Here is a 14,756-nt window from a genome sequence, read left to right as displayed (position 1 = left end):
AAATCAGGAAAACAGGGTATCATAAGCAGACAGCATCTGATACATATTTAAAAAGTTTTCAATATTTTCTTTCTCGCCGGGTGTACACTGTTCGCTGATATCGGTAAGCATCTGAAACATCCGCTCCTGGGGAGAATGGCTGCTGACTTCCTGAATCGTAAGCGTGTCATTGGAAAAAAGCTGGGCTGTTTTTTGTAGTTCCATATATTTGATGAGAAGCGCAAAGGGACGCTGCTGACCGGCGGAAAGATATGGAATCATGGTTTTCATAATCTGTAACTGGTGGTTTTGTAACTGCGAGTCAAAGAAGGTTGGTTTATACTCAGAATCCATAAAATAATCCTTTTTCTTTTAAATTATGATGGAACAGCGGAAAATATAACTTTGACGCATATAATAAAATGTAGAACCTTTTTATAGAAACAGGAAAGGATTTGATGCCAGCATGGGAAAATTAATCATTGACGGAAATGAAGTATATGAAATAGATGAAGAATGTATGAAGAAAAAAGAAACGGAAAAGAAGAAACTGACCGCACCGGAAAAAGGCGGTCAAAGATATGACAGAACAAAGAATGTGTCTTGACACATTCTTGTGCCTGCGGCGGTCGCTTGCGACATCTACCTTATACGCCGCAGTGCGCATCCTCGCGGAGCATTTTTTTGCTTTACAGGAAAGCAATTTCCTGTAAAGTGAAAAAGGGACCTCGTTGAGAGGCCCCCGCTTTGCAGACGAATTAGCATCCACAACCGTTGTTGTTAAATCCGAAGCTGTCACCACAGCCACCACAGAAGAGCAACAGTAAAATAATCCAGATACAGCTGTCGTTGCCGCATCCATTGCCACATCCTCCAAATCCATTGTTGCCGCAGCAGGAGAGTAACAGGATAATCCAGATTAAAGAACAGCAGTTATTTCCTTCGTTACATCCACATCCGCAGCCAGTAGCAGCTAAATCACTCATTTTCAAATCCTCCAAAATTTATCTTACACTTCATAATATGGAAGAAGTAAAAATGTGTGACTAAATTATTCTGAAATTTTTTCGATGCCGGAAATGTCCGGGTGAATTGTCAGGGAATAATTCGTATAGTAAATGACATAACCGGCAACAGCACCGTTTGGTTTCTTTACATTTTTACGCTGTAAATAATCGATTTCAATTTTTTCGTTATCACGGCCGGAAGAATAGTAGCCTGCCAGTCTGCCGGCCTCTTCAAAAGTCCGATCCGGCAGCTCCCTGCCTTCGGTTTTTACAATAACATGGGAGCCGGGCATTCCTTTGGCGTGGAACCACCAGTCATTTCCGTTGGCAACCTTGAAAGTAAGTTCGTCATTCTGGAAATTATTTTTTCCAACATAAATATCAAAGCCATCACTGGAACGATAATGGAATGGTTTACTTTTGGATTTTTGTTTTTTCTTACCGCTCATTTTCCTGCGGATATAGCCATAGGTTTCCAGCTCGTCCCGGATCTGGGCAAGGTCGTCTTCGGATTCTGCAATGGCAAGCGCAGCCTGAATGGTCTGTAAGTGTGCTATTTCTGCCTTGGTTTCTTCGGTCTGGGTATTTAATGCTTCAAAGGTACGCTTTAATTTATTGTACCGGGCAAAATATTTTTTTGCATTGTCCAGTGGAGAAAGTGTTTCATCCAGAGGAATGGTAAGCATTTCACCGGTATAGTAATTTGGCACCTCTACTGATTTGGCTCCTTCGGTAACCTGATAGCCGTAGGTATTTAATAATTCGCCGTATACTTTAAATTTATCACGTTTTTCCGTATCTTTTAACTGTTTTAACTGTAAATCCAGTTTTTTGCTGCTTCGCTCTAAGTGAGTGGATACAATTTTACGCAAATCCACAGATTTTTGACGCATACGGGTGTAGAGGCTGCGGCTGGCATAAAATTGTTCTAATACGGCGGAAATAGAATTTACCGGTTCAATGTGATAGCCTTCCGTATGTTCATAGCGGGTTGGTAAGATGGCAGCATATTCTGCCGGTTCTTCTCCTTTATAAAGAATACATGGCTTGAAGTTGGCGTTTCCGACATCCTCCATCAGCCAGCTGAAATTATGATAAAGGTGCAGCAGTGCGTCTTCTTCTAAGGTATTAATCGGTGTATCTGCATCTAAGGAAGCACGGTAACAGATTTCTGCTGCAACCTGACCGCTGATTCCGGTAAAAGCAGAAGTAAGTGCTTTCGCAATCGGTAATGGGAGGAGAGCAGCCTTTTCACGGAACTGTTCATAGGAACAGTCAAGGGGATTCCGCTTGTTCTGGGTCTCCGGGATAAAATAGTCTCTTCCTGGCAGAACTTCACGGACGGAACTCATCTGGGATGGAACCCGTTTGATGCTGTCAATGATGCGTTCGTTTTCATCACAGAAAATAATATTGCTGTATTTCCCCATTAATTCTATAATCAGGTGTTTCTTTTTCAGGTCACCCATTTCATCCAAATGCTCGACCGTAATCCGGATGATTCGTTCTAATCCGGGCTGACTGATGGCAATAATCCGGCCGTTGGCAATATGTTTTCGTAATACCATGCAGAAATTCGGTGCAGTCATGGGACTGACTTTATTCTGAGCTGTAAGATAGATATAAGGCAGGGAAGCACTGGCACTTAAAGAAAGCCGGTACTGGCCGGATAGTGCCTTTATGGTAAGCAGCAGCTCGTCCGCCTCAGGCTGGGCTATTTTGCTGATTCGTCCATTTAAAATTGTCTGATTTAATTCTGCAGTAAGTGCAGCTACGGTAATTCCGTCTAGTGCCATATAATATGACCTCCTTTGGAAAGAATAGATTCTTTTACAGGATTTTATTATAAAGAAATCTTTCTAAAATTTCAATAAATACGGCATTTTGAATTTGACTAATAAAGAAAATTCTACTATAATACATATATCTATGCATTAGGAGGCAGCTATGATTAAAAGTATGACCGGCTTCGGCAGGTGTGAGATAGAGGAAGACAACCGTAAGATAACGGTAGAGATTAAATCAGTAAATCACCGCTATCTGGATGTAAATGTTAAGCTTCCTAAAAAATTAAGCTTCTTTGAAAGTGCCGTGCGTAACTTAATCAAAGAATACATACAGCGTGGAAAAGTAGATATCTTCATTACCTGTGAAGATTTCAACGAAGCCAACTTCTCACTGAAATACAACGAAGAACTTGCTGGCGAATATTTAAAATATTTACAGCAGATGGCAGAGCATTTCCAACTGGAAAATGATATCCGTGTCAGCACATTGTCACGTTATCCGGATGTTTTTATAATGGAAGAACAGGATAATGACGAAGAAGAACTTTGGGCACTTCTTGAGAAGACATTGCGTAATGCATGTGAGGCATTTGTTGAAACCAGAGAAAAAGAAGGCGAGAATTTAAAAACTGACCTTCTGAATAAATTAGATGAAATGATTGGCTATGTGGACTTTATTGAAGAACGTTCTCCAATCGTTATGAAAGAATACCGTGAGCGATTAGAAACCAAGGTAAAAGAAATTTTAGAAGATAAGCAGATGGATGATGCAAGAATTGCAACGGAGGTTACAATATTTGCTGATAAAATATGTGTGGATGAAGAAACTGTCCGCTTAAAGAGTCATATTGAAGCTATGAAAGCTGCTTTAACAGGCGGCGGAACCGTTGGAAGGAAGCTTGACTTTATTGCCCAGGAGATGAACCGGGAAGCAAATACGATTCTTTCCAAGGCAAGTGATCTTGCAATTTCAGATACCGGTATTAATCTGAAAACGGATATTGAAAAAGTCCGCGAACAGATTCAGAATATTGAATAAATGATTTCCGTAAACCCTGTAGTAAGAATGGAATGGTGAAAAATGGCAGCACTTATGAATATTGGATTTGGAAATGTAGTAAATACAGATAAGATTGTTGCTGTGATTCAGCCGGATTCTGCACCTGCCAAGCGCATGATTCAGAAAGCCAAAGAAGAAGAGTGTGTGGTGGATGCAACCCAGGGAAGACGTACCCGTGCGGTGATTATTACCAACGCCGGATATATCGTTCTTTCTGCGTTACAGCCGGATACACTGACTGGCAGATTTAACGAGATTAGTGGAAATAAACTGAGTGAGGAATAGTAAATGAAAAGAAAAGGTATATTAACCGTAGTATCCGGTTTCTCCGGTGCCGGCAAAGGCACTGTGATGAAAGCTCTGATGGCAGAGTATAAGGATACGTATGCATTATCTGTTTCAGCTACCACGAGAAATCCGAGACCAGGAGAAGTGGATGGTGTTGATTATTTCTTTCGTACCAAAGAAGAATTTGAACAGATGATAGCAGACAATGCGTTAATTGAGCATGCCTGTTATGTAGGAAATTATTATGGTACACCAAAAGCCTATGTAGATGAACAGTTAGAGGCTGGAAAAGATGTAATTCTTGAGATAGAGATTCAGGGAGCACTTGACGTAAAGAAACGTTTCCCGGACACCATCTTAATCTTTGTAACACCACCGGATGCGGATGAATTAAAGAACCGCCTGGTGAATCGTGGAACTGAAGATATGGCAACCATCAATGCAAGATTAAGCAGAGCATCCCAGGAAGCAGAGTTTATGAATCAGTATGATTACATTGTGGTGAACGATACCGTCCCTGCATGTGTGGAGAATATCCACAGCATCATTGAGAACGAGCATGATTGTGCATCACGTAATATAAATTTCATCAATAAAATCAGAGAAGAGCTGAAGTGCTTTTCGAAAGGAGAATAAATTATGATACATCCATCTTATGTTGAGTTAATGAAGGTCGTAAATAACGACGTTGAAATCGGAGAAGAACCGGTCGTAAACAGCAGATATTCTATTGTAATTGCTACTGCAAAGAGAGCAAGACAGATTATCGGTGGAGATGAACCATTGGTTGAAAATGCCAAAGGAAAGAAACCACTTTCTATCGCAGTAGAAGAGCTTTATACCGGAAAGGTAAAAATCATGGGAGAAGATGCTGTTTCAGAAGATAACGAGTAGCATAGCGGGGTTGCCAACATGGTTTGGTAACCCTTTCATCATGTAAGAGAAAAATATATACAGGACTTTTTCCTGTTACGGAGGAATGAATGAATATTTTCTTTGTATCACTGGGTTGTGATAAGAATCTGGTAGATTCAGAATATATGCTTGGTATGATCCGTGATGCCGGATATACCATTATTGATGATGAAACGCAGGCAGATGTGATAGTAATTAATACCTGTTGTTTTATCAATGATGCCAAAGAAGAGAGTATTAACACAATACTTGAAATGGCAGAATATAAGAAAACCGGACATGCAAAGGCATTGATTGTAACCGGGTGCCTTGCCCAGCGTTACCGGAGTGAGATTGAGGAAGAAATACCGGAAGTAGATGCAATTCTTGGAACTAATTCCTATGATAATATTGTTTCTGCTGTGAAAGAAGTTATGGCAGGAAAACATTATACCAATTTAAATTCACTGGAAGGACTTCCGACCTTGCATACCAAACGATGTGTTACCACCGGTGGACATTATGCCCATTTAAAAATTGCAGAAGGCTGTAACAAACGCTGTACTTACTGCATCATTCCATATATCAGAGGTAACTACCGCAGTATTCCGATCGAAGAACTGGTAGCAACAGCCAGAGAACTGGTAGAGGGCGGTGTAAAGGAGCTGATTCTGGTAGCCCAGGAGACCACCCTTTACGGAATTGACCTCTATGGAAAAAAATCCCTGCACCGGCTTTTGGATGAATTAAACAAGATTCCGGGATTGTACTGGATTCGTATTCTTTACTGTTATCCGGAAGAAATTGATGATGAACTGATTGAAGCAATCAAACGAAATGATAAAGTCTGCCATTATCTGGATATTCCGATTCAGCATGCAAATTCAGATGTATTAAAGAGAATGGGAAGAAAGACCAATAAGGATGACCTTGTTCGTATTATTCATCATCTGCGGGAAGAAATTCCGGATATTACGCTCCGGACCACTTTAATTTGTGGCTTCCCGGGAGAGACAGAAGAGCAGCATAAAGAGCTGTTGGAATTCGTACAGGAAATGAAATTTGACCGTCTGGGCGCATTTACCTATTCTCCGGAAGAAGGAACGAAAGCAGCTGAGATGGAAAATCAGATTCCGGAAGAGACGAAAAAACTGTGGCAACAGGAAGTCATGGAGCTTCAGGAAGAAATTATTTTTGAGAAAAATGAAGATATGGTTGACCGTGAACTTTATGCTTTTATCGAAGGAAAAGTTGCAGATGAGAATGCTTATGTAGGAAGAACCTACCGTGATGCGCCATCTATTGACGGATATATTTTTGTAAATGCAGAGGAAAACTTAATGACCGGAGACTTTGCCAAAGTAAAAGTAACCGGAGCTTATGAATATGATTTGATAGGAGAATTAGCATGAATTTACCAAACAAATTAACAATTTTCAGAGTAATTTTGATTCCGTTTTTTGTAGTGTTTATGTTGGCACCGATTTGTCCGGGTTATGCAAATTATATTGCTGTAGCAATCTTTATTGTAGCAAGTCTTACAGACCTTTTGGATGGGAAGATTGCAAGAAAGTATAATCTTGTGACAGATTTCGGCAAATTTATGGACCCGCTTGCGGATAAACTGCTGGTATGTGCCGCAATGATCTGCCTGATTGAAACCGGACAGCTTGCAGCCTGGATTGTAATCGTAATTATCAGCCGTGAGTTTATCATCAGTGGTTTCCGTCTGGTAGCAGCTGATAACGGCGTTGTAATTGCAGCCAGCTACTGGGGCAAATTTAAGACCACATTCCAGATGCTTATGGTCATTGTATTGATTCTTAATTTTGATAACTGTTACTTCCAGTTATTAGGAACCGTACTTACTTATATTGCACTGGTATTAACGGTTGTATCTCTAATTGATTATCTCTGGAAAAACAGAGCTGTTTTAAAAGAACAGAAATAAAGAGGATTCCCATGGAAAAAAGACAGGAAAATCTGGAAGATAAAATTGTAAAAAGGCTGACGGAGAATCATTTATCCATTGCTGCCGCAGAATCCTGTACCGGAGGACTTGTAGCCGCAACTTTGATTAATGTGCCGGGTGCTTCGGATGTGCTGGAAGAATCTTATATCACATACTCGGATGCGGTAAAGCATAAAGTACTAGGTGTATCGGAAGAAACCTTACAGAAACACACTGCAGTAAGTAAAGAAGTAGCAGAAGAAATGGTTCGTGGCGTAACAAAAGTTGCCGGTACGAATGTCGGAATCTCAGTAACCGGTATTGCAGGTCCAGGCGGTGGAAGTGAAAAGTTCCCGGTAGGACTGGTATACATTGGTTATAAAATTAATGATTTTGTGAAAGTTATACGTTATGTATTTTCCGGAGACCGTAGTGAAGTGCGTATGCATGCGGTGGAGACGGCATTGCAGGAACTGAATGATTTACTGATAAAAGAGGGATTTTGATGAGAATAATAGCCGGAAAAGGAAGAAGCCTTCCATTGAAAACAATTGAAGGGATAGACACAAGACCGACAACAGACCGTATTAAGGAAACGCTTTTTAATATGCTGCAATACGAGATTGCGGACTGCCGGTTCTTAGATTTGTTTGCAGGAAGCGGACAGATTGGATTGGAAGCTGTCAGTCGTGGAGCGAAAGAAGCTGTTTTTGTGGAAAGTGGGAAAAAAGCAGCAGCATGTATACAGGATAATATTAACTTTACCAAATTTAATGACCAGTGCCGTTTACTGCAGATGGACGTCATGGCAGCTATCCGGAGTCTGGAAGGGAAAGGGGCATTCCAGATTATTTTCATGGATCCGCCTTACAATCAGGAGCTGGAAAAGGATGTGCTGATGCTACTTTCGAAATCGACCCTGGTAGATGAAGATACGGTAATTATTGTAGAAGCGTCCCTAAAGACGGGTTTTGAGTATCTTGAGGAGCTTGGTTTTACACTTGATAAATGCAAAAAATATAAGACAAATTTACATGCCTTTATATCCAGAAAGGAATAACCTATGATGAAAAAAGCAATCTATCCGGGCAGCTTTGACCCGGTCACAAATGGTCATGTTGACATGATTGAACGTGCTTCGAAAATAGTGGACGAGCTGGTTGTGGGAGTTTTAAATAACAGTGCAAAAAACTCGTTGTTTTCTTTAGATGAACGTGTTAGTATGTTAAAAGAGATAACAAAAGATATGCCGAATGTAACAGTTGCTTCTTTTGATGGTCTTTTAGTTGACTTTATGGAAAAAATTGATGCAACCATTATCGTCAGAGGATTGCGTGCGGTAACGGACTTTGAATATGAACTTCAGATTGCACAGTCGAACCATCGTGTAAATCCAAAGATAGATACGGTATTTCTTACAACGAATGTAAAATATTCCTATCTCAGCTCTACAATTGTAAAGGAATATGCTTCTTATGGTGGCGATATTTCTCATTTTGTCCCACCACAGTTTATAGAGCGGATTTATGATAAATATAATATCAAAAAATAAGGAGTGTGGACGATGAGTAGCAGAATGGAACAAATCATAGAAGAAATCGAAGAATATATTGATAATTGCAAATATCAGCCATTATCCAGTACAAAAATTGTTGTTAATAAGGATGAGTTAGAAGAACTCCTGACGGAATTAAAAATGAAAACGCCAGAAGAAATCAAGCGTTATCAGAAGATTATCAGCAACAAAGAAGCTATTCTGGCAGATGCCCAGGCAAAAGCAGATGCCATCATTGCTCAGGCACAGGTACAGACCAGCGAGCTTGTCAGTGAACACCAGATTATGCAACAGGCTTATGCCCAGGCAAATGAGGTTGTTATGATTGCTACCAAGCAGGCACAGGAGATTCTTGATAAAGCAACCAATGATGCCAATAATATCCGTATGGGTGCAATTCAGTATACGGACAGCAGTCTTAAGAATATTGAAGAAATTTTAAGTCATGCCATTGAAGGTTCACAGGCAAGATATGATAATCTGATTCATACCCTTCAGGGTTGTCTGGATGTTGTAACGGCAAACCGGAATGAACTGCTTCCAGAGGAAGAAGAGGCTTCTTCCGGACAGGCAAAACAGGAAACAACAGCAGAGCCTGCCACACAGGAAGCTCCGGCAAATGAGACTCCGGAAGAGTAATATATATTTATCCTGCCGGATATATCATGTACCCCAGAAGGAAAGCACAGAATGCAAGACTGATTCGGACCAGCAGATAATATTTCATGGAGAGCTTCTGGCATGCAACCATGGAATAGGTCTGGGCGAAGCCACATAATCCGCCAAAAGAGGTAAGACTTAAAATTAAGGCATAAGCAAGTTGTGGAGAGAGAGCTTCTTCAGAAATCTGCCGGATTCCATTAGTAACTTCCAATGGAATACAAAGTGGTAATTGTAAGAGCTTTTGTGGCACATAAAAGGTAATCTGTTCTAACAGAATAGAAAAGAGCATGATATATCCACCGAGTTTACAAAGAATTTCAAAACCGTTCATGATACCGGCATCTATGATTGAAAAGTTTAATTTTAATCGTGGTGCCGTTTCTTTTTGCGTTAGACTTTTTCGTTGAAGGGCATAAAGAATGCGGCAGAGAATCAGTGGCGGCAGATAGAGAATCCCAAATGTTGGCAATAAAAGACTGTCCTGCCGAAGCGTGTCATGAACAATGTAGCTTGCAATAAACATAGGACTGATATTGTTACAGATTGCAAAGAGAATGGTTGCTTCTTCCTTTGATAATTGATTTTCCTCTAACATTTGGGCACAGATACGGCTTCCCATAGGAAAACCAAATAGAAATCCTGACAGAAGTGGAAAACAGGCATTTCTGCTGCAGGGAATCAGGAGATGGATGAATGGATAGAGGATTCCTGAAATATGATAAAAAACTCCGGATGAAATCAGAATATTGGATAGAATGGCAAAAGGAAGCAATGCAGGCAGAATATTCTGATACCAGAGCATAAGGCCATTTGCTGCGGCTGATACCGTAAGCATGGGATGCACAAATAATAATATTAAGCACAAAAAAAGAATCAGAAGAGAAATAGTTTTTTTCATAGTTCAATATATTGTATAAAATAACTTTTATGCGGATTATTATGAAGAAGAAAATTTGTGTCATTATTCTCTTTTTTTTGCTGTTGGTCATAGACTGCAGCCTGTTACAGCAGATTCAAAAGCGGGCAGCCTTTTATATAGCATTTGAACAACAGGAGTTCTTTCAGAAACTTCGGAATCAGGAAGTCTCTCCGGAAACGGTGTTAAAATTCAGGAAATATGAGTCTGAAGATGGTGAGGCTCAGGACGATATGACATTTACCCGCTATCTTCTGGCATATTATGCTTCAGATTTAACAGAAAAAAACGAGCTGAAAGATGTATACAAAAGATTGCTGCATTTTCATAAAGAAGAAATTGAAAAGCAGGAAGCCTATTTAGACAGTATCTGGTCTGACATTGTCTATTTTCCGGTTCCGGATACCATCTGGGACGAAGAGAAAAAAGTAACTTTTGGAGACACCTGGATGCAGAGCCGCACTTATGGTGGAGACAGAGGACATGAAGGCTGTGATATTATGGCAGATATCAATGAGCGGGGAAATTACCCGGTAATCAGTGTCTGCGATGGAACCATAGAGCAGATGGGCTGGCTGGAACTTGGGGGTTACCGTATCGGAATCCGGAGTCCTCATGGAGCATATTTCTACTATGCACATCTGTCGGATTATGCAGAGGGACTTTCCATCGGAGACGAGGTTCATGCCGGAGAGCTGATTGCATTTATGGGAGATACCGGATATTCTAGGACAGAAGGAACCGCAGGTAATTTTGATGTGCATCTTCATTTTGGAATTTATTTAAATGATGAAAATAAACGGGAGTTTAGTGTAAATTCCTATTCCATCCTGCAATATCTCTATCAGGAGAAGAAAATATTACATTATCAATATTAAGATTTAAATTAGAATTTGAATTATAAGAAACACGCTTTGCGAGCTTCTGGAGTTATCGCGGTGTCTGCTAAATCAGAGTAGTAAAGGAACGTATCAGAATGAAAGATTTGAGATTAGATAAATTTTTAACAGAAATGGGCAAGGGAAGCAGGAGTCAGGTGAAAACATATATTTCCAAGGGACGTGTTACCGTAAATGGAGAAATCATCAAACGTCCGGAATACAAGATTTCACCGGAAAAGGATATTGTTAACCTCGAAGGCGAAAAGGTTAATTATTCCCAATGGGAATATTATATGCTAAATAAGCCTGCCGGCTGTGTCAGTGCCACGGAAGATAAGCATTTTCCAACTGTAGTTTCCTTCATAGAAGATGCTGTAAGAAAAGATTTGTTTCCGGTAGGCAGACTGGATAAGGATACGGAAGGGCTGCTCCTTATCACCAATGACGGTGCGTTGGCTCATGAGCTTTTATCTCCGAAGAAACATGTGGCAAAAACTTATTATGCCAGAATAGAAGGAAAAGTGACTGCTGAAGATGTTACGGCTTTTCGGAAGGGTCTTGATATCGGAGAGAAAAACCTTACAAAGTCTGCTGAACTTGTGATTTTAAAAAGTGATTCAGAATCAGAAATTGAAGTTACTATTACCGAGGGAAAATATCATCAGATTAAGCGGATGTTTGAAAAAACAGGAAAAAAGGTCATTTATTTAAAGCGGCTTTCCATGGGAAACTTAAAGCTGGACGAAACCCTGGCAACAGGAGCGTATCGTCCGTTGACAGAGTCAGAATTACAGGCATTAAAGGAAGGATAAGAGAATGCAGAACGGTTTTTTACCAATTTCAAGAAAAGATATGGAAGAAGCAGGGATAAAGCAGCTGGATTTCGTCTATATATGCGGAGATGCATATGTAGACCATCCTTCCTTTGGACATGCTATTATCAGTAGAATATTGCAGGCACATGGTTATACCGTGGGTATCATTGCACAGCCGGATTATCGTGACAAGGAAAGCGTAACCATATTGGGCGAGCCACGGCTTGGCTTTTTAGTTTCCGGTGGGAATATGGATTCCATGGTAAACCATTATTCTGTATCGAAAAAGAGACGTGCCCATGATGCATTTTCACCGGGTGGCGTTATGGGAAAACGCCCGGATTATGCAGTGGTAAGTTACTGCAATCTGATCCGTCAGACCTATAAACATAATCCAATCATTATCGGCGGTATTGAAGCAAGTCTTAGAAGACTTGGGCATTATGATTACTGGTCTAATAAGGTAAAACGTTCCATTCTTCTGGACTCCGGTGCTGATTTGATTTCTTATGGAATGGGCGAGCACAGCATTGTTGAAATTGCAGATGCGTTAGCTTCCGGTCTTGCGGTAAAGGATATTACTTATATCGATGGAACTGTTTTTAAGACCCGAAATAAAGAAGATATTTATGATGCCTTGGAATTGCCGTCTTTTAATAAAATCAAAGAGGACAAGACAGCGTATGCCAAGAGCTTTTACCTTCAGTATCAGAATACAGACCCTTTTACGGCAAGAAGAATTTATGAAACCTATGATGAGAAAATGTTTGTCGTACAGAACCCTCCGGCAAAACCATTGACCCAGATGGAAATGGATGATATCTACGCACTGCCGTATATGAGAACCTATCATCCAATCTATGAAAAGGATGGTGGTGTACCGGCTATTGAAGAAGTAAAATTTTCACTGGTCAGTAACCGTGGCTGCTTTGGTGGCTGCAGTTTTTGTGCTTTAACTTTTCATCAGGGCAGAATTATTCAGACCAGAAGTCATGAATCCATTCTTGCAGAAGCAAAAAAGATGACACAGGATAAGGATTTTAAAGGATATATCCATGATGTAGGTGGCCCGACTGCTAATTTCAGGGCACCGGCATGTACGAAGCAGCTCACAAAGGGAGTTTGCAAGAACCGGCAATGTCTGTTCCCGACACCATGTAAAAATCTTGTTGCTGACCATAGTGATTATATCAGTCTTCTTCGTAAATTACGGAATATCAAAGGCGTGAAAAAAGTATTTGTCCGTTCCGGTATCCGTTTTGACTATCTTTTATGTGATACGAAAAATAATTTTCTGGAAGAACTTTGTAAATATCATGTCAGCGGACAGCTAAAGGTGGCGCCGGAGCATATTTCAGACCCGGTATTACAGAAAATGGGAAAACCTCCCGTTTCCGTTTATAATGAATTTGTCCGCAAGTATCATGATATGAATGAACGGTTAGGATTAAAACAGTATCTGGTACCATATCTGATGTCCTCCCATCCTGGTTCGACCCTGCAGGAGGCAGTAGATTTGGCTGAGTATTTAAGAGATTTAGGTTATATGCCTCAGCAGGTACAGGATTTCTATCCGACCCCATCCACCATATCGACCTGTATGTACTATACCGGTTTAGATCCGCGGACCATGGAGCCGGTATATGTAGCAACCAATCCGCATGAGAAAGCCATGCAGCGTGCACTGATACAGTATCGTAATCCGGAAAATTATGATTTGGTGCATGAAGCGTTAGTTAAGACGAACCGGACGGATTTAATCGGCTTTGATGCCCATTGCCTCATCCGTCCAAGAAAGCTTGCCAAAGAAGAAGCATTTTCGGATAAGAAAAAGACGAAGCGGACACTGAATCAAAATCAGACAAAGTATAAAACTGGAAATTCCAGAAATACAGAAAAATATTCGGGAAAGACTTCCAGTCAGAATACGAAGAAGAAGCATACGATTCGAACCGTTCATAAAAAGAAATAGTAAGGATATGTTATGAAAACATTTATCATTAAAGAAAATGAAGCAGGACAACGTTTTGATAAATATTTAAAAAAGCTTTTAAAAGAAGCACCGTCAAGCTTTGTCTATAAAATGCTTCGGAAAAAGAATATTGTATTAAATGGAAAAAAGGCAGATGGATCCGAAAAACTGAATGCCAGAGATGAGGTAAAGCTGTTTTTAGCAGATGAAACTTATGATAAGTTTGCAGGAGCAGAGGTAAAAGAAAGTTTTCCAACCACAGCACTGGATATCGTTTATGAAGATGAAGATATTTTAATCATCAATAAACCTGCAGGAATGCTGTCACAGAAGGCACAGCCATCCGATATTTCTGCCAACGAATATATTATCGGATATCTTCTTCAAAGCAGAGCTCTTAAGGAAACGGATTTGCGGACCTTCCGGCCGTCCGTCTGCAACCGTCTTGACCGCAATACTTCAGGACTTCTGACAGCCGGAAAGACGTTAAAGGGATTGCAGGATTTATCCGAGACATTGAAAAAAAGAACCGTAAAGAAATATTATCTCTGTCTGGTAGCTGGATGCATTACAGTACCGCAGCATTTAAAGGGTTATCTTATGAAGGATGAAAGGCAGAATCGGGTATTTATTTCAAAGGAAAAAACAGAGGATGCACTCTGTATCGAAACCGAGTATGAGCCACTGGAAGTATATCAGGATGTCACACTGCTGCAGGTGCATCTGATTACCGGACGCAGCCATCAGATCCGTGCCCATTTAGCATCCATTGGTCATCCGATTATCGGAGACAGTAAATATGGTAATGAAAAAATCAATCATTTTTACCGGGAACGCACCGGCGTAAAACATCAGCTTTTACATGCTTATCGTATGATATTTGCAGATGGCAGATGTGTAGAAGCAGCTCCACCGGATGATTTTAATAAGGCTATTTGTTATGCAAATCAGAATGCCACAGAGCAGTAATTGTTTTTAACGAAAGACT

Annotated in this window: 19 protein-coding genes; 15 read left to right on the top strand and 4 right to left on the bottom strand. The window is 40.4% G+C overall.

Annotated elements, in window-relative coordinates; genetic code table 11:
• Window positions 1-3 precede the first annotated feature (3 nt).
• The gene (locus DWW33_RS01475) at window positions 4-333 is read right to left on the bottom strand and encodes a hypothetical protein (RefSeq protein ID WP_117841084.1); all 330 of its coding nucleotides are present in this window, start codon (window positions 331-333) and stop codon (window positions 4-6) included.
• Between the two features lie 112 nt (window positions 334-445).
• On the opposite strand from DWW33_RS01475, the gene DWW33_RS15775 reads away from it, so the two are divergent.
• A complete protein-coding gene (locus DWW33_RS15775) occupies window positions 446-586 on the top strand; it encodes a hypothetical protein (protein ID WP_197420807.1) in 141 nt (46 codons plus the stop codon).
• Between the two features lie 151 nt (window positions 587-737).
• Here the strand turns inward: DWW33_RS15775 and DWW33_RS01470 are convergent, their stop codons facing one another.
• Both DWW33_RS01470 and DWW33_RS01465 read right to left on the bottom strand, forming a co-directional pair.
• Complete coding sequence (locus DWW33_RS01470) at window positions 738-965, bottom strand: hypothetical protein (protein ID WP_022243866.1); 228 nt, start codon at window positions 963-965, stop codon at window positions 738-740.
• A 65-nt stretch (window positions 966-1,030) separates the two neighbouring features.
• Complete coding sequence (locus DWW33_RS01465) at window positions 1,031-2,782, bottom strand: Rqc2 family fibronectin-binding protein (protein WP_118638713.1); 1,752 nt, start codon at window positions 2,780-2,782, stop codon at window positions 1,031-1,033.
• Between the two features lie 151 nt (window positions 2,783-2,933).
• Between DWW33_RS01465 and DWW33_RS01460 the strand changes: the two genes are divergently transcribed.
• From DWW33_RS01460 to DWW33_RS01415, 10 genes are all read left to right on the top strand, one after another.
• Entirely contained in the window at window positions 2,934-3,812 is an 879-nt protein-coding gene (locus tag DWW33_RS01460) for a YicC/YloC family endoribonuclease (protein ID WP_117698640.1), read from the top strand.
• A 42-nt stretch (window positions 3,813-3,854) separates the two neighbouring features.
• Entirely contained in the window at window positions 3,855-4,118 is a 264-nt protein-coding gene (locus tag DWW33_RS01455; protein ID WP_117698639.1) for a DUF370 domain-containing protein, read from the top strand.
• Between the two features lie 3 nt (window positions 4,119-4,121).
• Window positions 4,122-4,757 (top strand): guanylate kinase, encoded by a 636-nt coding sequence (gene gmk / locus DWW33_RS01450; RefSeq protein WP_117698638.1) that lies wholly within the window; start codon window positions 4,122-4,124, stop codon window positions 4,755-4,757.
• Between the two features lie 3 nt (window positions 4,758-4,760).
• Complete coding sequence (gene rpoZ / locus DWW33_RS01445; protein WP_022243861.1) at window positions 4,761-5,015, top strand: DNA-directed RNA polymerase subunit omega; 255 nt, start codon at window positions 4,761-4,763, stop codon at window positions 5,013-5,015.
• 89 nt (window positions 5,016-5,104) lie between these two features.
• A complete protein-coding gene (gene rimO / locus DWW33_RS01440; protein ID WP_118638712.1) occupies window positions 5,105-6,427 on the top strand; it encodes a 30S ribosomal protein S12 methylthiotransferase RimO in 1,323 nt (440 codons plus the stop codon).
• Window positions 6,424-6,966: a CDP-diacylglycerol--glycerol-3-phosphate 3-phosphatidyltransferase gene (gene pgsA / locus DWW33_RS01435; protein WP_022243859.1), complete on the top strand. Its 543-nt coding sequence runs from the start codon at window positions 6,424-6,426 to the stop codon at window positions 6,964-6,966. The genes rimO and pgsA overlap by 4 nt, the downstream gene beginning before the upstream one ends.
• An 11-nt stretch (window positions 6,967-6,977) precedes the next feature.
• Complete coding sequence (locus DWW33_RS01430) at window positions 6,978-7,472, top strand: CinA family protein (RefSeq protein WP_117698637.1); 495 nt, start codon at window positions 6,978-6,980, stop codon at window positions 7,470-7,472.
• Entirely contained in the window at window positions 7,472-8,026 is a 555-nt protein-coding gene (gene rsmD, locus DWW33_RS01425; protein WP_117698636.1) for a 16S rRNA (guanine(966)-N(2))-methyltransferase RsmD, read from the top strand. The genes DWW33_RS01430 and rsmD overlap by 1 nt, the downstream gene beginning before the upstream one ends.
• Window positions 8,027-8,032: 6 nt before the next feature.
• The gene (gene coaD / locus DWW33_RS01420; protein WP_022243856.1) at window positions 8,033-8,518 is read left to right on the top strand and encodes a pantetheine-phosphate adenylyltransferase; all 486 of its coding nucleotides are present in this window, start codon (window positions 8,033-8,035) and stop codon (window positions 8,516-8,518) included.
• Between the two features lie 12 nt (window positions 8,519-8,530).
• A complete protein-coding gene (locus DWW33_RS01415; RefSeq protein ID WP_117698635.1) occupies window positions 8,531-9,160 on the top strand; it encodes an ATPase in 630 nt (209 codons plus the stop codon).
• A gap of 7 nt (window positions 9,161-9,167) precedes the next feature.
• On the opposite strand, the gene DWW33_RS01410 is transcribed toward DWW33_RS01415, so the two are convergent.
• A complete protein-coding gene (locus DWW33_RS01410; RefSeq protein ID WP_330408373.1) occupies window positions 9,168-9,923 on the bottom strand; it encodes a hypothetical protein in 756 nt (251 codons plus the stop codon).
• 200 nt (window positions 9,924-10,123) lie between these two features.
• Here DWW33_RS01410 and DWW33_RS01405 point away from each other — a divergent pair, with 200 nt between their 5' ends.
• The 4 genes from DWW33_RS01405 to DWW33_RS01390 all read left to right on the top strand — a co-directional run bounded on the left by DWW33_RS01405 (window position 10,124) and on the right by DWW33_RS01390 (window position 14,737).
• Complete coding sequence (locus DWW33_RS01405; RefSeq protein WP_158577438.1) at window positions 10,124-10,978, top strand: M23 family metallopeptidase; 855 nt, start codon at window positions 10,124-10,126, stop codon at window positions 10,976-10,978.
• Between the two features lie 98 nt (window positions 10,979-11,076).
• Window positions 11,077-11,793, top strand: a complete 717-nt coding sequence (locus DWW33_RS01400) for a pseudouridine synthase (protein WP_118638709.1) — start codon at window positions 11,077-11,079, stop codon at window positions 11,791-11,793.
• A 4-nt stretch (window positions 11,794-11,797) separates the two neighbouring features.
• The gene (locus DWW33_RS01395) at window positions 11,798-13,768 is read left to right on the top strand and encodes a YgiQ family radical SAM protein (protein WP_117698631.1); all 1,971 of its coding nucleotides are present in this window, start codon (window positions 11,798-11,800) and stop codon (window positions 13,766-13,768) included.
• Between the two features lie 12 nt (window positions 13,769-13,780).
• Window positions 13,781-14,737 (top strand): RluA family pseudouridine synthase, encoded by a 957-nt coding sequence (locus DWW33_RS01390; RefSeq protein WP_117698630.1) that lies wholly within the window; start codon window positions 13,781-13,783, stop codon window positions 14,735-14,737.
• Window positions 14,738-14,756 lie beyond the last annotated feature (19 nt).

It is taken from the genome of Roseburia sp. AF15-21, assembly GCF_003479505.1.
Lineage (GTDB): Bacteria > Bacillota > Clostridia > Lachnospirales > Lachnospiraceae > Roseburia_C > Roseburia_C amylophila.
Note: the sequence above shows the minus strand (reverse complement) of the source record. Positions and strands in the feature narration are given on the sequence as shown.